This is a genomic window from Commensalibacter melissae (genome assembly GCF_003691365.1).
Lineage (GTDB): Bacteria > Pseudomonadota > Alphaproteobacteria > Acetobacterales > Acetobacteraceae > Commensalibacter > Commensalibacter melissae.
On the sequence record NZ_CP033087.1, the window covers coordinates 308,412 to 327,811 of the forward strand.

Annotated in this window: 12 protein-coding genes and 2 tRNA genes; 11 read left to right on the forward strand and 3 right to left on the reverse strand. The window is 38.6% G+C overall.

Translation table 11 applies throughout. The annotated features are described in order from the left end of the window. Positions 1-204: 204 nt before the first annotated feature. The 5 genes from D9V35_RS01375 to argC all read left to right on the forward strand — a co-directional run bounded on the left by D9V35_RS01375 (position 205) and on the right by argC (position 5,187). The gene (locus D9V35_RS01375; RefSeq protein ID WP_122124235.1) at positions 205-2,499 is read left to right on the forward strand and encodes a TonB-dependent hemoglobin/transferrin/lactoferrin family receptor; all 2,295 of its coding nucleotides are present in this window, start codon (positions 205-207) and stop codon (positions 2,497-2,499) included. Positions 2,500-2,658: 159 nt separating this feature from the next. Continuing rightward, positions 2,659-2,734 (forward strand) — tRNA-His (locus tag D9V35_RS01380). 440 nt (positions 2,735-3,174) lie between these two features. Then, positions 3,175-3,660, forward strand: coding sequence for a 50S ribosomal protein L13 (gene rplM / locus D9V35_RS01385; protein ID WP_110439377.1), 486 nt, complete (start codon positions 3,175-3,177; stop codon positions 3,658-3,660). 5 nt (positions 3,661-3,665) lie between these two features. Beyond that, a complete protein-coding gene (gene rpsI / locus D9V35_RS01390) occupies positions 3,666-4,163 on the forward strand; it encodes a 30S ribosomal protein S9 (protein ID WP_110439378.1) in 498 nt (165 codons plus the stop codon). A gap of 112 nt (positions 4,164-4,275) precedes the next feature. Next, on the forward strand, positions 4,276-5,187 hold the full coding sequence (gene argC, locus D9V35_RS01395; protein ID WP_122122986.1) for an N-acetyl-gamma-glutamyl-phosphate reductase: 912 nt from the start codon (positions 4,276-4,278) through the stop codon (positions 5,185-5,187). A 219-nt stretch (positions 5,188-5,406) separates the two neighbouring features. Here argC and D9V35_RS01400 read toward each other — a convergent pair whose 3' ends face one another. After that, positions 5,407-8,022, reverse strand: coding sequence for a Hint domain-containing protein (locus D9V35_RS01400; protein WP_122122987.1), 2,616 nt, complete (start codon positions 8,020-8,022; stop codon positions 5,407-5,409). A 411-nt stretch (positions 8,023-8,433) separates the two neighbouring features. Continuing rightward, on the reverse strand, positions 8,434-12,483 hold the full coding sequence (locus tag D9V35_RS01405; RefSeq protein WP_122122988.1) for a Hint domain-containing protein: 4,050 nt from the start codon (positions 12,481-12,483) through the stop codon (positions 8,434-8,436). A 481-nt stretch (positions 12,484-12,964) separates the two neighbouring features. Here D9V35_RS01405 and D9V35_RS01410 point away from each other — a divergent pair. The 6 genes from D9V35_RS01410 to D9V35_RS01435 all read left to right on the forward strand — a co-directional run bounded on the left by D9V35_RS01410 (position 12,965) and on the right by D9V35_RS01435 (position 18,382). After that, positions 12,965-13,048: transfer RNA gene (locus D9V35_RS01410), tRNA-Leu, on the forward strand. Between the two features lie 44 nt (positions 13,049-13,092). Beyond that, the gene (locus tag D9V35_RS01415; protein WP_122122989.1) at positions 13,093-14,265 is read left to right on the forward strand and encodes a phosphoserine transaminase; all 1,173 of its coding nucleotides are present in this window, start codon (positions 13,093-13,095) and stop codon (positions 14,263-14,265) included. A 42-nt stretch (positions 14,266-14,307) separates the two neighbouring features. Then, positions 14,308-15,453 (forward strand): ATP phosphoribosyltransferase regulatory subunit, encoded by a 1,146-nt coding sequence (locus D9V35_RS01420; protein ID WP_122122990.1) that lies wholly within the window; start codon positions 14,308-14,310, stop codon positions 15,451-15,453. Positions 15,454-15,526: 73 nt separating this feature from the next. Next, on the forward strand, positions 15,527-16,816 hold the full coding sequence (locus D9V35_RS01425) for an adenylosuccinate synthase (protein WP_122122991.1): 1,290 nt from the start codon (positions 15,527-15,529) through the stop codon (positions 16,814-16,816). Positions 16,817-17,286: 470 nt separating this feature from the next. Further along, positions 17,287-18,081, forward strand: a complete 795-nt coding sequence (locus D9V35_RS01430) for an AzlC family ABC transporter permease (RefSeq protein WP_122122992.1) — start codon at positions 17,287-17,289, stop codon at positions 18,079-18,081. Continuing rightward, positions 18,074-18,382, forward strand: coding sequence for an AzlD family protein (locus D9V35_RS01435; protein ID WP_122122993.1), 309 nt, complete (start codon positions 18,074-18,076; stop codon positions 18,380-18,382). The genes D9V35_RS01430 and D9V35_RS01435 overlap by 8 nt, the downstream gene beginning before the upstream one ends. 35 nt (positions 18,383-18,417) lie before the next feature. Here D9V35_RS01435 and rpoH read toward each other — a convergent pair whose 3' ends face one another. Beyond that, on the reverse strand, positions 18,418-19,326 hold the full coding sequence (rpoH, locus tag D9V35_RS01440) for an RNA polymerase sigma factor RpoH (protein WP_122122994.1): 909 nt from the start codon (positions 19,324-19,326) through the stop codon (positions 18,418-18,420). Positions 19,327-19,400: the final 74 nt, after the last annotated feature.

The window sequence follows — 19,400 nt, forward strand, 5'->3', positions numbered from 1 at the left end:
TAATTTTTAGACATATACCAATTAATAGTAATTATCAATATCAATTGATATTAAGAATCATTATCAATTTATTGACATTAAAATTCAGTTGTGTCATCAAAAGTTATTAATAATCATTCACAATAACGATTGATGAATTCCATGCAGACTATTCAAAAAAAACATTTTTTTTTTCCATTTTCATATAAATTTCCATGGTTTGTAATGTCCGGTTTTTTAGGTTTGACCAATATATCAGCCTGGGGGCAATCTTCTAATCCCATTAATCAGGATTTATTGCCGGACCTCAAAACGCAACAGAGAGATGAAGAAAAAAGATCGGATCAATTTAATCAGAAAAACAATATTAAAGGGACTTCGCTAAAGCTTTCTCCGATCCAAGTCAAGGGAAAATCAGACCCGATATTGTCTTATACAAAAATTGATCCCGATAAAGATTATAGCTCCCAAGGAAAATCAAGAGTTTTAACGACAACAACAACCTTTAAAACTTTCAGGGATAAACAGCTCGATAGTTTGGAGGATTATTCGCGTCGTGTGGATGCGGCAATTAACTATAATTCAAATAATTATAGTATTAATATGCGGGGTCTTGATCAAAGTCGTTTATTAACAACGATTGATGGTATTCGTATGATGTGGGCAAATGATGGTGCATTTGCAAGTGCATTTACGACTCAACAGGGTGGTTTATCAACCTTTGATTTTAATTCTTTGGGTGGAATGGATGTTATTAAAAGTGCAGATTCCAGCTTTTTTGGAACAGGTTCTTTGGGTGGAGTGGTTGCCTTACGAACTTTTAATCCAGAGGATATTCTAAAATCAGGACAAAAATTTGGCGGGATTACAAAAACTACCTATGATGGCGTCAGTGCAAGCGCGTTGTTAAACCAGATTTTTGCCGCACGTTACAAAAATACACTATTTTTACTGGAAGGAGGCTATTCCAATGGTAGTGAAACCGGAAATATGGGACATACTGGGGGGTATGGAAATACACGTACAAAACGTAATCCTGCCTCTTACGATCAGGGAAGTTTTGTAGGAAAGGTCATTCATTATTTTTCAGGCGGTCATCGGCTAGGAATTACAGGAGAATGGGTCGATCGCAATGTTGATGAACATACATTGACTTCCCAACGGGTAAAAGAGGAATTTTATCGTACACAAAGTGAAAATCAACGATCCCGTTTTTCTGTCCATTATGATTACAAGGCAAAGGACCCAGCCAAGGATTTATTTGGCGAAGGTCAGTTTATTGCGTATTGGCAGGATAATAATGTTATAACGAATATCTCGGATCGTTATGATTTGATGCCGAAGCGTGATTCGTGGCAGAAACTGGACATGGATGTTCAATCTTATGGAGTGGTTGGACATGCAACAATGAACGTGTTTACAGGCTCGATACATCATGCAATTACATATGGGGGTGAAGCTTATCTAACAGATACAAGTCAGTATCAATCAGGATGGAACGCTACCAAGAATCCATTCCTGCATAATAATTTTTCGGATATGCCAAATGTGCACGGGACTGATTTGGGGGCCATTTTACAAGATCGTATTGGCATTGGAAAAAATGAGTGGCTGCATATCACATCAGGTGTAAGGTTTGATTATTTTAAACGGGATCCGCATAACACTTCGAAATATCAAAACAATCCAATTTACAATGGATTGCCCAAAGGGGCCAGTGGCTCTCGTTACTCTCCAAAGATTTTGGTCGAAGCCCGGATTATTCATCAATTGGTTGCTTATGCACAATATTCACAATCCTATCGTGCACCCAGCGCAAATGAAGAGTATTTAAGTTATGGAACGCCTCCCATGTATCAGGTCACTGGTAATCCCGATTTAAAGGCTGAAACAGGTCGTGGTTGGGAAGTTGGACTTAAATATGGCAATTCAAGACGGGGCTTCAATATTGCCTTTTATGATAATTACTATCGCAATTATATTGATATGATTGGTATCAATCCTTGCACCGGAACACAAATGTGTTTTGGCTATGATAACCTGTCTCGTGTTCGTATTTATGGAACAGAGGCCAGTATGAACTGGGAATTCGATCCCAACTGGCATACGTGGGCCTCTTTTGCATATGCCCATGGACGTAATACAGATATAAATTATGCTTTAAGTTCAATAGCGCCTTTCCGGGGAATCATTGGGTTTGGATATAAAACAGATAATTGGGGAACGGATTTATCAAGTACTTTTGCAATAGCCAGGGATAATGCCAAATTTTTGAATAACACGGGTGTTCTTTCCAAACAGTGGAATACGCCAGGTTATGTTGTTTTTGATTTGACCGGATGGTACAGACCTTCTTTTTATCGTCCCTTGCGGTTTCAATTTGGTATGTATAATATGTTTGACAAAAAATATTATAATGCATCTTCTTTGCCGGTTGGACAATCCTCTCGCAGTCTACAGAAGGCATATTTCTCTCAACCAGGACGTTATTTCAAGGTGACTGCACGTATAGATTTCTGATTTGATTTTTTTAAAATTTTGAATTTTTGCATAGTATTCAGGTCTTTATATTTTTGTAAGAGCCTGATTTATTATGCATAAAAGAAAATTAAATAAAATTTTTGAAAATGAATTGACGAATTACACGGAATTATAGTAAAGACATTTCATCACACAATGGCGGATGTAGCTCAGTTGGTAGAGCGCCGGTTTGTGGTACCGGTTGTCGCGGGTTCGATCCCCGTCATTCGCCCCATCCGATAATTTATTGTGACAACAAAATTTTTCCGTAAAACATGGTTTAAATTTGGCATTTAACCCCTTTTATTTGCAGGCAATTAAATTAATTAGGACTGGTTGTACCAATTATTATAATACTTTGATTAATATTCATTATAACAAGAAGATTAAGATACAGAAAAATTTAGCGGAAATAATTTTCCATTATTGTATTGCTTGTCTAATTAATGCTGGATCATTGTAGTATTGTAGTATTGTAGTAAGTAATAAGAATTTATTTGGTTTTTTGTCAAAGAGAAGAGAAAATAATGTGGTATTATAATACCACATATTTAAAGTCGTTGAAAAACAAATAAAAATTAGTAAATATTAAAAAAAAACTTGACGAAAATCATACTTGAGTTAATAAACAAAAATCAAATTACAGTTTTGCTCAATTAACGGAATCTAGAGTTAATGAAAACAACCATTTCGCTTAAACCAGCGGAAGTAACCAAGAATTGGGTTCTGATCGATGCGAAAGACATCGTTTTGGGACGTTTGGCTGCTATCGTTGCTAATCGCCTTCGTGGCAAGCATAAACCACAATATACACCCCATGTCGATTGTGGTGACAATATTATTGTTATCAATGCTGATAAAGTCGCCTTAACAGGCAAAAAAGTAGAACAGAAGATGTTCTATTATCATACAGGTTATCCCGGTGGGATCAAAGAACGTACGATCAGACAACGTTTGACGGGTAAAAATCCGGAACATCTTGTCATTAAGGCAGTTGAACGTATGATTAGCCGTGGTCCATTGCAGCGTAAACAGATGAAACATTTATATGTTTACGCCAGTGATGCTCATCCACATGAAGCACAGCAACCGGTTAAGCTCGATATAGCTGCGTTGAACCGAAAAAATAGTGTTAATAAAACTACAAAAGTTGGAGCCTGAGGAATATGTCAGAGACTCAAGAACGTACAGGCAGTTTGGCTGATCTGAAAGAGGCAGTTGTTGATACTGTTTTGGCACAACAGGAAGTTATCGTTCGTGAACCAAAGCGTGACCAGTTTGGTCGTGCCTACGCAACCGGTCGTCGTAAGGATGCCATTGCACGTGTATGGGTAAAACCTGGTAAGGGCGAGATTATTGTTAACGGACGTCCGGTAACAAGTTATTTCGCTCGTCCAGTTTTGCAGATGTTGTTGAATCAACCTTTTCAGGTAACCAATCGTGAAGGTGAGTTTGATGTTTACTGCACTGTAACAGGGGGAGGTTTGTCAGGACAGGCTGGCGCGGTTCGTCACGGATTAAGTCGTGCTTTATGCAACTATGAACCTGAATTACGTGCCGCATTAAAAGCGGCAGGCTTCTTGACACGTGATGCGCGTGTTGTTGAACGTAAGAAGTATGGTAAGGCAAAAGCCCGCCGTTCCTTCCAGTTCAGTAAACGTTAAGCCTTACAGCTTTATGAAATCAGGGGCGAGGAAAGGCATTATGCTTTTCTTCGCCTTTTTTATTTAAGCATATGTTTAATTATTAAAAACCGATTTATTTGGAATGACAATCATGACAGAAATGCCTAAAATTTTTATTGATGGGGAATATGGAACTACGGGGTTGGGTATACGACAACGTTTGGCGGATTTGCCAATTGAATTATGTTCGGTCCCCATTGAGCATCGTCATGATATTGATAAACGTCTTCAAATGATGGCGGCAGTTGATTTGGCAGTTTTATGTCTTCCGGATGAGGCTTCACGTGAGGCTGTTGCTCTTGTTGAGATGATGGAAAGTAAAAGACCGCGTATTTTGGATGCCAGTACAGCATTTCGAACAGATCCGGAATGGGTTTATGGATTTGCTGAATTGGATCCGGGGCAAGAACGAAAAATTGCAAAAGCCGATAAGGTTGCCAATCCAGGATGTTATTCCAGTGGAGCAATTGCTTTGCTTCATCCTTTGGTAAAGGCGGGTATAATTCCCGTAGACTATCCATTAACCATTAATGCTGTAAGTGGTTATAGTGGAGGAGGGAAAAAGCTGATTGCAGTTTATGAACAGGAAAAGAATGCACCTCCTTTCGAATTATATGCTTTAGATTTGAATCATAAGCATTTACCGGAAATTTGTCATTATTGCGATCTGGTGCAGGAACCTGTATTTGTTCCATCCGTAGGAAATTTTGCACAGGGAATGATTGTTTCGATACCTTTGCATGTTAATTTGTTAAATGGTACGGTCAAACAGCTTAAAACATGTTTGAAGGAACATTATTTTCAACGAAAAAATATTGTTTTTGTTGAGGATGGTTTAACGCGTCTTCCCGCAAACCAGCTGGCCTTTACCGATCGTATGGAGCTGAGGGTTCATTCGAATAATAGAAATGATCAGGTAATATTGACTGCAAGTTTGGATAATCTTGGAAAAGGAGCATCAGGGGCGGCCATCCAGAATATCAGATTGATGTTCGGTATATGAGGTATTTATCAATCAATATCATTGGAACAATAACCATTTGTATATAAAATTTTAATTGAAATGTTGATAAATGCAGATAATGAGAATTTTTCGATGAAATCGAGGATAAGAATTATTCTAGAAAGATGTCTGGTAAATTTTATAGTAAGATCAGGTTATGAAATACAGTATTGAAACGTATTAGATAACCTGATCCTGTAATAATCTGAAGTATGCTGTTCAGTTTCTCAACTGATTTTTATGATCCAACTGGTTTTGTGAGATATACGGTCCAGCGGCGATGACCTTTACGGTAAGGATCTTCCGGCCCTTTTGCAGAACATGCTGGTCCAGGGGCAGGAGAGCATAGCCGTCCGTCCAGCGGCAGGGTATGTTTTCCTGATTATGCCACCCTTCAAGTTTCCTGGTTTCCAGGTGGGCTTTGACATAGTGGTTCTCCCTGTTGTCAAACAGGGTGATGGTTTCGATCAGTACGCCGAGATTGCGCCTGTCATCAACGAATGGACCGATGGCATCGCACGGGCGACTGCTATTTGAAACGATATGGACATGATGAACGGGACTGGGGAGAACAAAGACATAATTTCCATTTCCCGTTACCGGCCATTGTGGATGGATAACCTCGCCTCTGTCAGTAATGATATGAAGATTTGTGGAGTGGGTGATTGTTTCTGGCGCAACCATGTTCTTCATGCCCAGATGCAATGCCCTCTGTTTCAAATGGGCATGGACAGGTTCAACGGCCTCACGGCTTGTTTCCAGAGGGGCTGCGGCATCCTGTGCCCAGTCTTTTGTCTCCTGTCTTAACTGAACCACCTTTTCAGGATTGTGGAAATTTTTATGGTTGTCCGTATTGAGGTAGCTTTCGGACAATACGCCATCCGCCTTGATAACGCCATGTTTCTCCAGCTCGAGATGATAATAGGTATATTCGGTTTTTGAATAATCGTAACGGATGGAGTGATGATTGACCAGCATGCGGGCGGGGATGAACTTTTCATCAATATAGAGACAATGTTCCGGTGTGATGCGCATATCCTTGTATGGGATATTGTCAGCCAGGGCGTCTTTGACGATATGGATTGCATAACCCGCCACATCATCGGGTCTGTTCCTGCGGACACTGTGGTGACCCGATCCGACCCAGGTCACGGGTTTGAGAACCCTCGCGGAGCCTTCGTATGTATAAACCATGTCTCCGGCACGGATCTTTTCTATGGCCTTCAATCCGTCTCTTGTCTCTATCATCGTGCCACAAAGGTAACAGGGTTGGGGATTATCAGTGTTCAGTCCCGGCACATAATCTATGGAATAGTTGTGATTAGTGTTTATTGTTGGATTGATGAATTGTCCTGTAGTCCCGACAGTTACGCGAGTCAATCCGTTGGTTAACCAGATGGATTGATTGGGTGGAGGGTTGTTGTTAGTCTGATTATAGACAGGGGGGTTGTTTCCATTCAAGCAAATATTATTATTATTTGCGATATTTAATTTCCCACTTGCTGACCAGGATGTTTCATAAATCGTATCATTTTGAGACAAACCGTCGATATAATGGCCATTACTTGAAAATTCTGGCGAGAAATAAGTATTGTTTATTGACTTTCCACCTTGTTCAATCCCTATATAACCATCATAAAATTTTGAATTTTTTAGGGTGCCACCTTTTTGTATAAAAACGTTCTGCCAACTATTATTGGCAAAAATTTCAGCACCGTCTACAACCGCTCCATCTTGAATATAGATATTGTTAATGTTGAAAATATTTACTGGATCATTACCTCTGTAAATGATAATTCCGGCTCCATTTTTATAGACATTCTGTCTAATCATATTACCGGCAGGATCTGAAGCGATTTCAGAGCTGATATAAATTGAGGTGGTGCCACCCGTACCGATGATATTGATATGATCGTTGGAAATGTTATAGTTTTTTACATAGTTTTCAATATCATCCCCGGTAATCTGTTCTTGAGAAAATTGGGCGGTTCTGCTGACTGATACGGTCAGCCTGTTTGATGAAGGGTTGTATCTGTAAAGATCCGGTATATTGGGATTTGTTACTTTACTGTTGTTATTGAGGGTAAGATTGGCAGTATTATTATCACTTGATTGAAAATAAGAGTTGGGTTGATTCTTGTAACTATTGCCACTAAAACTTTGACCTCCCAGATTATAACCGCTTCTTGTAGTATTTGGGTTAAGGAATGAGTCATTATCCGAAGTGGAGGAACCGTTCATGATAACAGGGCTGGAAATAAAAGTGTTGTTGGTTGAACTGCCACCATTCATCGTAACATTTTGATTGAATATATTTGAATCCTGGAGCGTTCCACCAGTATTGATTGTAATGGCTGAATTGTTAGAGGGGCTGTTTTTGATCAAAAGGAAATTTGAACCTGAAACGGTTGCACCATTTGTAATGGTTACAGTGCTGTCAACAAAATTGATGGGTCCTGAATAGGCTTGTGATGGATCAGATGTAAGATGATTATTTGTTGATAGGCTGAAATACTGTCCGTTGGTTGAGTTTATTTTGTAGACAGTGCGGCCATCACTTAATTTAACGGCATACCAATTGCCACTATCAATGATCGGATTGTTATTTTGTAATATATAACTGTTCAGGTCTGTATTTTCGACATTTTTTAATTGATTGGAAGTCGCATTCTCTCTTGTAAGGCGATTATTTGAGAAGGTTTGAATAGAATCTTGACTGTTCTTTTCACCATAGGATGGAGGATATTGATATGAATGGACAAATGAATGATTTATTTTGAATGTATCATCATCTTTTTTATCTTTACGCAAGTAATCTTTTTTTTGGTTCGTCATCAGTGATTCTCATATAATTTTTATTATAAGCGTGTCAGAAAGTAAGTATTTGTGACATTTATTATTTAAGTAATACTTTCATGAGCATGCTATTTATTATTTAATCTATTTAATTATTATAATGTTATTAATATATTTAGTAAATTAAATTTGATAATTGAAATGTAATATCTTGAATACATTTATTATTTTTTAATAAATATTAGATTTCTATTAAAAATAGTTAGATAGGGATTCACCCAATTTTGTTTTTCAATAAATGTATGGAAAATGACATTATGAAGTGATGGCCTGGTCGGGATATGGATTAAGTAATAAAATTGCTAGAATCAAATGGGTTTTATAAAAAAGCTGGATCAATTTATCTGATCCAGCCTTATAAGTAATATAAAATGGTATTTGTAATTTTTATTATGATGACATTATTTTTTTATGATCCAACTGGTTTTGTGAGATATACGGTCCAGCGGCGATGACCTTTACGGTAAGGATCTTCCGGCCCTTTTGCAGAACATGCTGGTCCAGGGGCAGGAGAGCATAGCCGTCCGTCCAGCGGCAGGGTATGTTTTCCTGATTATGCCACCCTTCAAGTTTCCTGGTTTCCAGGTGGGCTTTGACATAGTGGTTCTCCCTGTTGTCAAACAGGGTGATGGTTTCGATCAGTACGCCGAGATTGCGCCTGTCATCAACGAATGGACCGATGGCATCGCACGGGCGACTGCTATTTGAAACGATATGGACATGATGAACGGGACTGGGGAGAACAAAGACATAATTTCCATTTCCCGTTACCGGCCATTGTGGATGGATAACCTCGCCTCTGTCAGTAATGATATGAAGATTTGTGGAGTGGGTGATTGTTTCTGGCGCAACCATGTTCTTCATGCCCAGATGCAATGCCCTCTGTTTCAAATGGGCATGGACAGGTTCAACGGCCTCACGGCTTGTTTCCAGAGGGGCTGCGGCATCCTGTGCCCAGTCTTTTGTCTCCTGTCTTAACTGAACCACCTTTTCAGGATTGTGGAAATTTTTATGGTTGTCCGTATTGAGGTAGCTTTCGGACAATACGCCATCCGCCTTGATAACGCCATGTTTCTCCAGCTCGAGATGATAATAGGTATATTCGGTTTTTGAATAATCGTAACGGATGGAGTGATGATTGACCAGCATGCGGGCGGGGATGAACTTTTCATCAATATAGAGACAATGTTCCGGTGTGATGCGCATATCCTTGTATGGGATATTGTCAGCCAGGGCGTCTTTGACGATATGGATTGCATAACCCGCCACATCATCGGGTCTGTTCCTGCGGACACTGTGGTGACCCGATCCGACCCAGGTCACGGGTTTGAGAACCCTCGCGGAGCCTTCGTATGTATAAACCATGTCTCCGGCACGGATCTTTTCTATGGCCTTCAATCCGTCTCTTGTCTCTATCATCGTGCCACAAAGGTAACAGGGTTCTTCCTGAGCATTATCCCTGTAATCCAAAATATATTTACTATTACTTGATATCGTCGGATTAATTAGTTTTCCGTTACCCGCGACATGGATTTGGGTTGTACCACTGGCTACGGTAAATTGTGTATTGTTTGGAGGGTTATAGCTTTTGTCATTATAAACAACATTATTATTGCCATCAATATATCGACATTCATTATTTGCGATATTTACGAGACCTTTTACGGTTCCAGAACTCTCAAAGAATTTGTCGTCCTGTGAAGTGCCTTCCATTCGATGGTCGCCCAGATTGTCCCATTCGGAATACCAGAATTCCGGTGAATAATAAGTATTGTTTATTGACTGTCCACCTTGTTCAATGCCTACATAACCATCATAAAATTTTGAATTTTTTATGGTTCCGCCATTTTGGACAAGGAGTCTCGGGATATTGTTTCCCAAAATTTGCGCGCCGTCAAGAACTGCACCTTTGGTGACAATAACCTTGTATACATTGTAAAAATTAATTTTTTTATTACCACGGTAGATTTCATGTCCGGCACTATCCCGATAGACATTTACTGTTTGGGGTACACCTGATGAATCCAAAACAGGTTTTCCATTTTGGTCCAGAACGTTTTCTGTGTATACATAGACACAATTGTTACTGCTACCGTTATTTGGGCCAATAATGTTCAGGCTGTCATTTTGAATAACGGTACTGGCGAGGTATTTATCAAGTTCTGGACCAGTAGGCACCCCCTTTGTTTCAAATTGTGCTGTATTTACCACATTTATAGTCATGGTATTATTTGAGTTGTTCAATGGAACATTCGGTATATGGGGATTTCTGACAATACTTCTGTCATTTACGTTTACATCAGCAGATCCATTATCACTGGATAGAAAGGTGTTGTCATGTTTGGTATCAAGATAGCTTCTATTTGTATAACTGATTCCCTTTAAATCATAATATCCTGTTTTAGAGGAAAAATTGACGAAAGAATCCCCATCGGATACGGTAGTTCCACTTATGTTGACGGGGCAGGAAATAAAAGTGTTGTTATTGGAATGACTATTGCCAGTAAAAATTACGTTTTGATTGAAAATATTGGAATCTTGCAGTGTTCCACCATTATTGTATAATGTTCTGGAATTGTCACTGGCAAGGAAATTCAATCCAGAGACAACAGCCCCATTTTCAATGTAAAAATCGGAATTTATGATATTAACAGGACCTGAATAGGCTTTATTGGGATCATTGGTTAGGTGATCCTTGTCGTGTAAACTGAAATAGGGGCCATTTGTGCCGGTTCCCCGTTGATAGACCGTTTTACCATTGTCAAGTTTAACGGCATGCCATGGAATGGTTCCATCCAGGATCGGGTTATTGTTACGGACGGTATAATTTGCAAAATCGACATTGTTATCGAATTTCAATGGATTTTTACTGGTATCAGCAGATAGGTCAGGATCCACACCCGGATAATTATAGTTTGGCGAACTGTTTGGATCATTATTTTCCCCCCCGCCAAAATAATCAAGATAATAACTATTGTAGCTTGATATACTTGGATCAATGAATTGCCCTCCATAACCGATATGCAGTTGCATAAATCCATTGACAACCGAAAAGCGTTGGCTTTTGGATGGATTTTTAGTGGGATCGTTTACAGTAAAACCATTTTGATCGAAATAAACGTTGGCATTATCACTAATGTCTAAAAGATTCTGGTAAGAGTGTGCAGATTCATAGAATTTATCATTTTTGGAGATCCCTTCCATGCGGCTGGTGACATTATTTCTGCTGTACCAGAATTCGGGTGAATAATAGGTGTTATTGAGTGATTGACCCCCATTCTGAATCCCGATGTAGCTATCGAAAATATTGGAATTTTGAAGAATGCCTCCGTTTTCAACCAGGATACTGGGAATTGCTCCGCCAAAAATTTGTGCATGATCCAGTACCGCGCCTTTTCTGACAATTATTCTTGAGACATTATAGATATTGACAGGACCGTTTCCCCGATAGAGTACATTATTTTTTGAATCCCGGTATGTTGTTGCTGTTTGTGTCACTCCATTGGCGTCTGTAAATGTCTCGTTGGTGACATATACAACGTTATAATCACTGAAGCTTCCATCACCGATAATGGATTTATAGTCATTTTTGATTATTATGTTGTTCAAATATTCATCAATGTTGTTTCTGGAATAAAAATCCTGTTTTCCGAATCTTGCTCCTTGATCAACATTGATCTGCGTACTTTTCGTGTCGGCTGGAACCTGCGTATCGGCGGTGACAGTGGGATTGGTGACGATAGTATAGTCTTTTATATTGATTGTTGTTGTTCCACCTTTACTAAAGAAAAAATTTCCTGATGAGGGGGTCTGTTGGGAGGCTATACCCGTTAAAGTCCAGCTACCCACTGATAGGATGTAGGCATTGGTAAATGAATCGTTGTCTGACTGAGTGTTGCCGGCCATTGTGGTGGGGCAGCTATAGTAATTGTTATTACTGGAAAAACCATTGTTGATGTAGACATTTTGATTGAAAATATTGGAATTTTGCAATTTACCATTTTGATCAACGGTAAGCGTATATTGATTCCCGTCAGTGGAAAAGTAATTGAGTTCTGATACTACGGCTCCATTCTCGATATGCAAATTGCTGTTGATAATGTTTACAGGGCCAGAATAGGCATAGTTTGGATCAGTGGTTGTGTGATCAGCCGTATACAGGCTAAAGTATGAATTTGTACCGTTCTGATTATATCCGCCCTTACTATATATAGTTTTTCCATTATAGTTAATGGCGTACCAATCACCGGTATTAAGGATGGGATTGTTATTGTGTATGGAATATCCTATCGAATCAAAAGTGCTTATTTGGTCTTCGGTGACGTTATTTTTATTTGCCAAATTAACAGGATAATAAATATAGTTTACAAAATGATTTGTTTTAAATTCATTTTCATCTGTTAAATCTTTGCGTTTGTCGTCTTTTACATGTTTAACCATAAGTAATCTCTTATTTTTACTTTATTTTTTCGTTCCTAAAATATTATTATTAGTATAATACAACATAATATACAAACATGTTATTTATTAATAAGTAATTTTTACTAATATAAAATGAAATTTATAGTAATAATTATTAAATTTATTTAATATCATTTAATGAACTATTGATTTTTATAATTTTTTAAATTTTGCTAAAGCAGTGAATATTTTTGGTTACTTTAAAAGTTTTGCAAGGTTTGTTTTTTATTGGAATTAATTTTTTTATTAAAAAAACTTTAAAAAAACTTAAATGAATATAAGTTAAATAAATGATGTATAAGTAACCAGTTTCATAATTATTTGTATAAAATTTAATTATAATGTGAATATTATGTATTTTAAATGAAAAAATCTTTGAAAAACACTTGCAATTTTTTTAATTTTTTTTAAAAACAAGATTGTCTTTTGGTGGTGTTATCTGCTAAGAGAAAATAAGCAAGCGAGAGTGACGGAACGGTAGACGTAGTCGACTCAAAATCGACCGCCGCAAGGCGTGGGGGTTCAAATCCCCCCTTTCGCACCAATTCACGTTATCTGTTAACGTGCAATGAATGGTTATTAACGCTTATGTCAAGATTGTCCATATCTCCCAAACCCCAAAAAAAACCTGAAAATCCATGTTTTTCATCTGGTCCTTGCGCAAAACGTCCCGGATGGAATATCAATGTTTTGCAAAATGCTCTGGTAGGGCGGTCACATCGTTCCATGGAAGGACGGGCCAGGTTACATGATGTCATTCACCGCTCTGCTGAAATACTTGATGTTCCTGAAGGATGGAAATTGGGTATTGTGCCCGCTTCAGATACCGGGGCTGTTGAAATGGTTTTGTGGGCTTTGCTAGGGTCTCGTCCTGTTGATGTGCTTTCTTATGACAGTTTTTCTGCGGAATGGGTTACCGATGTTGTTGAACAGTTAAAACTGTCCAATATTAATATTATTTATGCAGAGTATGGTGAATTGCCAAATCTGGATGAAATTCAGTGGGATAATGATGTTGTAATGGTGTGGAATGGAACGACTTCGGGTGTTAAAATTCCCAATGGAGATTTCATTCCTGACCATCATGATGGATTGGTTATTTGTGATGCGACCTCGGCTGTTTTTTCGATGGATCTACCATGGTCGAAACTTGATGTGGTAACGTGGTCCTGGCAAAAGGTTTTGGGTGGGGAAGCCGCGCATGGAATGCTTGCTCTATCACCACGTGCAGTGAAACGTCTTGAGGAAACGGAACAGTTAAGACCCTTGCCTAAAATCTTCCGTGTATTGAAACAGGGAAAATTGAACGAAAAAATTTTTGAGGGAGATACGATCAATACCCCGTCAATGCTTTGCGTTGAAGACGCGCTGGATGGTTTGAGATGGGCTCAATCTGTCGGGGGATTGGCAGGATTGAAACGTCTTAGTGAAAATAATCTGAGGATTGTCAGCCAATGGGTTGCTAAAACGGCATGGATTGAATTTCTTGCAAAAGATGAGAAGTATCGCTCACATACCTCTATTTGTTTAAAAATTGTGGACCCTTGGTTTGTTGCGTTGGATAATAAAAGTCAGAAAACGGTTTTATCGAAACTGACTGGTCTTTTGGCTGAGGAACAGGTCGCTTATGATATTGCCAGTTATCGTGATGCTCCTCTGGGATTGAGGTTATGGGGTGGGGCAACGGTGACTGCTGCATCTATGGAGGCCCTGTTACCTTGGCTTGATTGGGCGTTTGCGATGGTAAAGGCGGATGGTTGAATCATACGGGAAGATGATTAAAGGTAAAAAGCAACTATACATATGATTGATGATCTGGAAATAAGTAACGCATTGCTCCCCGTTGGTTTTTGCGATGTTTTGCCCTCTGATGCTGAGACAGAAGCGCGTGGTTTGCAAAAAATGATGAATATTTTTGCTAATTACGGTTATGATAGGGTCAATCCACCTTTATTGGAATTCGAACAGAGTCTTCTTGCGCATGCGGGCAAAGGAATTGCAGAGCAAACTTTTCGGATAATGGATCCAGAAACACGTTATATGATGGGCTTGCGCGCAGACATTACACCTCAGATTGCCAGAATTGCTGCGACACGATTGATCAATTCACCACGTCCTTTGCGGTTGTCGTATGCTGGTCTCTGTATTTGGGTTAAAGGGGCAAGACATTCAGCAGCCCGTCAAATTTTACAGACTGGCATTGAATTAATTGGCATCGATAATGCACAGGCTGATGCCGAGGTGATTCTTGTGACTGCACAGGCATTGCAGGCGCTTGGGATTCAGGCCTTCAGTTTTGATTTAATGATGCCGCAGCTGGTACAGGCAATTATTAGCCCGGAAAATTTTACCTCTGCACAATTGGGTGCGTTAATGCGTGCATTGGATCGTAAAGATGTTGCCGCCGTAAAATATTATGGCGGGGATTATTCGGATATTTTGACAGCTATGTTGCAGGCGGCAGGTCCTGCGGATCAGGCTATTGGCGCATTGCGAAAATTAGATTTCCCAGCAGAGGCCCAACGGTTGTTTGAACGGTTGTTGGCTTCTGTAAAAGCGGTACGAAATCAAGATCCGGATATTGAATTAACTATTGATCCTGTTGAATTTAGAGGCTGGGATTATCATACAGGATTATGTATTTCCGTTTATGCTGATGGTATTAGTGGTGAAGTTGGTCGGGGTGGAAGATATCTTTCCAATAATCAGGAACCTGCTTGTGGTTTAACCCTTCGTCCAGATATTTTGTTGCAAAGAGCGGAAAGACCTTTGAGCAAATCAAGAGTTTTTGTTCCCTATGGTTGTCATAGAATTGAGGAGTTGAGCAAACTGCATGAAGAGGGATATGTGACATTAATGAGTTGTGCGGTTGAAGACGATCCTGCAGAAGAGGCTCATCATTTAAATTGTCAATATATATACAAAAAAGGAAAGTTGTTTCCTTTGTAATTGGTGTAAGCGCTTTAATCATTTAATATTTGTGTAATTTTATAAATAAGGTTGTTTAGATAAGGAAGTCTATATGTCCAGTGTTACCATTGTCGGTTCCCAATGGGGAGATGAGGGAAAAGGAAAGATTGTTGATTGGCTGGCCAGTCAGGCAGATGTTGTAGTAAGATTTCAGGGCGGACATAACGCTGGACATACCTTGGTTATTGATGGAAAAAGTTATAAATTATCATTATTGCCTTCCGGTGTAGTCAGGCAAAAAATTAGTATTATTGGCAATGGGGTTGTTGTTGATCCACAGGCCCTGTTAAATGAGATTGCCAAGTTTAAAGATCAGAATATCGAAATTACTCCAGATATTTTAAAAGTAGCCGAGAATTGCCCTTTGATTTTGCCTTCTCATGTGGCCTTGGATCAGGCTCGTGAAAAAGCACGTGGAGAACATAAAATTGGAACAACCGGTCGAGGTATCGGACCCGCTTATGAAGATAAAGTGGCGCGTCGTGCCATTCGCTTGTGTGATTTGACAGAACCGGAAACGCTAGATTGGCGTTTGGATGAGTTATTGGCTCATCATAATGCCTTATTGGTATCATTGGGTGAAAAAACATTTTCAAAAGATGAAATTCTATCCTATCTCAATACTATTGCTGTAAAGGTTTTACCTTTTATGGCACCCGTTTCAGAATTAATGGCAAGTTATATTAAGGATAATAAATTTGTGCTATTTGAAGGGGCACAGGCCATAATGTTGGATGTAGATCATGGAACCTATCCTTTTGTAACCAGTTCAAATACTGTGCCTGCTCAAACGGGGATTGGTAGCGGTACAGGCCCACGGACAGGCGGATACATACTTGGAATTGCCAAGGCCTATACGACAAGAGTTGGTGCAGGGCCATTTCCAACCGAGCTATTTGATGAAACTGGAAAATATTTAGGTGAAAAAGGTCACGAGTTCGGTACGGTAACAGGACGGCCAAGACGCTGTGGATGGTTCGATGCTGTACTGGTACGTCGTGCAGTTCAAGTTGGTGGATTGGATGGTTTGGCCTTGATGAAACTAGATGTTCTGGACGGCTTAAAAGAGGTCAAAATTTGTGTCGGGTATCAATTGGACGGTCAGAATATAGAGCGTTTTCCATATACTTTGGAAGCGCAAAAAAGATTGAAACCTATTTATGAAACGATGTCAGGATGGAATGAAAAGACCTCTGGTATTCGGTCAAAGGAAGAATTGCCGGCAGCAGCAAGAAATTATATTGAACGTATTGAAGCATTGACAGGGGTTAAGGTTGCTGTCATTTCAACCAGTCCTGAACGTGAAGATACAATATTATCCGAGAATTTTTTGCCAAACTAATTTTAAGATAATTTATTGTCTTTTTGTGACCCCTGACAAGGGGTCTTTTATAATTCTCATTTTATGTTTCTTAATTCGTTCTATAAATATTTATTTGTGAATAAAAGATTCTTATTAAGAAAATTTTAATGAATTTTATTCAAAAAAAATTTGAAAATTAATATTTATATGAAAAAGAAACAAAAACCACCTTTTAATATATGTTCAAGAAATGATTTAAGGATATATTATAGATAATTTTATTTTATTGCTTAAATATAATGATCGAAAAGATAGATTGTAACTAAGAATCATTTGAAACAAATTTATCTGATCGTAAAATTAATAACAGTATGTTTTAAATTTTTTTGTCTTTTGAAATTTGTTGTAGATTTAATATATTCCAAAAGAAAAATTTTTAAAAAACTGTTTTATTAACAGCTTAATAGATAATTATCAAATATTATTTTGACCAATTCAATGTGATGCACATGGTTATCCAAATATTCAATAAAAAAAATAACGGGTTAACATCTGATTCCAATAAAGAAAAACGCGTAGGATCAAATATACGCAGGGAAATTCTGAGAGCTTTAAAGACAGCTTTTCCTTTAATGTTAAGTGTCATTCCTTTTGGTTTGTTATTGGGGGCGCAGGCAAAGATACATGGATTGTCAACGCTTGAGCTCTGGTTAATGTGCAGTTTAAATTTTGCTGGCGGATCTGAATTTGTCGCGATTAATTTATGGCAAAAAACACCGCCATTATTATTGATTGTTGCGATGACTTTACTGGTGAATTGCCGTCATATTTTAATGGGCGCCACCATGATACAGTTTTGCAAGCGTTTTTCATTAAAAAGGATTTTACCATCTTTTTTCTTTTTATGTGATGAATGTTGGGCATTGTCATTGCAGGACTGTTATCACAGGTTAAAAAAAGTCATTAGTCCATCTTTTAGCTATATATTTTATATGACTGTAGGAGTTTCTTTGTATCTTGTCTGGGTTACAAGTGCCGTGATAGGAATTTTATTGGGGCCTTTATTTGGTAATCTTTTGCATTATGGATTTGATATGGCGTTTGCAGCCATATTCATTGTTTTACTTCGTGGTATGTGGCTGGGATGGCGAAAAGGCATTATCTGGGCAAGTAGCCTTATAACAGCCTGTATAGTGTATATGTTTGTGCCTGGGGAATGGTATATTATTGCGGGTACTTTAACCGGAATAATATTTGTCTTTCTGGTTCCCAATCGCATGCTGCAGGCATCAAAAAATGTTTAGTACCTATATTAATGAACACGCTTTTCTGACGATTATATTCATGGGTATGGTAACATATCTGACACGAATTGGTGGATACCTTGTTTTTAGTAAATATGATCATCCCCGATTAAAGAACATATTGGAAATTGTTCCTGGATGCGTAATGATTTCCTTGATCGCACCTTATTTTGTTACAGGACGGATAGCAGATATGATTGCATTAATCTTTACGGTAACGGCGGCTATTCGATGCTCTTTTTTGGTTACACTGATTATCGCGATAGGATCAGCTGGATTATTACGATATCTTCTAGGTTAAATACGACATAATCCAGCTTGTTATGTTTTATATTTTTAGGCAATAGCTACTTGGTTTATTGAGTTTTTAAATCCAATATCTGAACCATGTGCTTTTTGAATAATTTCTTGCAATTTTTCAAAAGCACGGGTTTCAATCTGACGGATACGTTCTCTGGAAATTTTATAGACTTTTGAAAGTTCTTCCAAGGTTGCAGGTTTGTCTTTTAACCTACGCTCCGTTAATATTTCACGTTCTCTGGGTTTTAAGCCTTCCATCGCTTTTTGTAGAATATTATGACGTTGGGATAGTTCTTCACGTTCGGCATAGCTCTCTTCCTGGTTAATGGCGTCATCAACCAGCATATTCTGCCATTCGTTATAATCACTGTCGTTTCCCATAGGGGTATTTAGGCTGTGATCTTGAGCGCTTAGCCGTTGATTCATGCTTTGAATCTCGGATGTAGTTACTCCAAGTTTCTCCGAAATTGTTTCCAATTGTTCCGGGGTTAGGTCAGTGTCACTAAAGGCCTTAATCTGGCTTTTAACGCGACGTAAATTGAAAAAAAGCTTTTTTTGAGCAGCGGTTGTCCCGATTTTAACCAAAGACCAGTTGTGAAGAATATATTCCTGAATAGCCGCTTTAATCCACCAAATTGCATAGGTTGTAAATCGGAACCCACGATCTGGATTAAAACGTTGGATGGCTTGAAGCATACCTATATTTCCCTCACTTATCAATTCATTCAGGGGCAAGGCATAGCGTTTGTATGTTGTGGCTATTTTAACGACTAATCTTAAATGTGCGTTGATCAATTTATGTGCAGCCTGGATATTTCCCTCCTCTTTCCACTGTTTCGCATAGGTGAATTCCTCTTCAGCTGTTAAGAGGGGAAATTTGCGGATATTCTGGATATATTGTGTAATGTTGTTTTCTGGCGTGATATCTAACATTGAAGGAACCATTGATTTGTACCTTTATGATGTTATGGTCTGCGTAAAACAGAACACATGTCTTGTTGATCTTTATTGTATTTTTA

What these genes read in the sequence shown, in the direction of transcription:
- D9V35_RS01415 (WP_122122989.1), top strand. Translation starts at nt 13,093, where the DNA reads ATGTCAAGATTGTCCATATCTCCCAAACCCCAAAAAAAACCTGAAAAT.
- D9V35_RS01405 (WP_122122988.1), bottom strand. Translation starts at nt 12,483, where the DNA reads ATGGTTAAACATGTAAAAGACGACAAACGCAAAGATTTAACAGATGAA.
- D9V35_RS01375 (WP_122124235.1), top strand. Translation starts at nt 205, where the DNA reads ATGTCCGGTTTTTTAGGTTTGACCAATATATCAGCCTGGGGGCAATCT.
- D9V35_RS01430 (WP_122122992.1), top strand. Translation starts at nt 17,287, where the DNA reads ATGGTTATCCAAATATTCAATAAAAAAAATAACGGGTTAACATCTGAT.
- D9V35_RS01435 (WP_122122993.1), top strand. Translation starts at nt 18,074, where the DNA reads ATGTTTAGTACCTATATTAATGAACACGCTTTTCTGACGATTATATTC.
- D9V35_RS01425 (WP_122122991.1), top strand. Translation starts at nt 15,527, where the DNA reads ATGTCCAGTGTTACCATTGTCGGTTCCCAATGGGGAGATGAGGGAAAA.
- D9V35_RS01400 (WP_122122987.1), bottom strand. Translation starts at nt 8,022, where the DNA reads ATGACGAACCAAAAAAAAGATTACTTGCGTAAAGATAAAAAAGATGAT.
- D9V35_RS01420 (WP_122122990.1), top strand. Translation starts at nt 14,308, where the DNA reads ATGATTGATGATCTGGAAATAAGTAACGCATTGCTCCCCGTTGGTTTT.
- rpoH (WP_122122994.1), bottom strand. Translation starts at nt 19,326, where the DNA reads ATGGTTCCTTCAATGTTAGATATCACGCCAGAAAACAACATTACACAA.
- rplM (WP_110439377.1), top strand. Translation starts at nt 3,175, where the DNA reads ATGAAAACAACCATTTCGCTTAAACCAGCGGAAGTAACCAAGAATTGG.
- argC (WP_122122986.1), top strand. Translation starts at nt 4,276, where the DNA reads ATGACAGAAATGCCTAAAATTTTTATTGATGGGGAATATGGAACTACG.
- rpsI (WP_110439378.1), top strand. Translation starts at nt 3,666, where the DNA reads ATGTCAGAGACTCAAGAACGTACAGGCAGTTTGGCTGATCTGAAAGAG.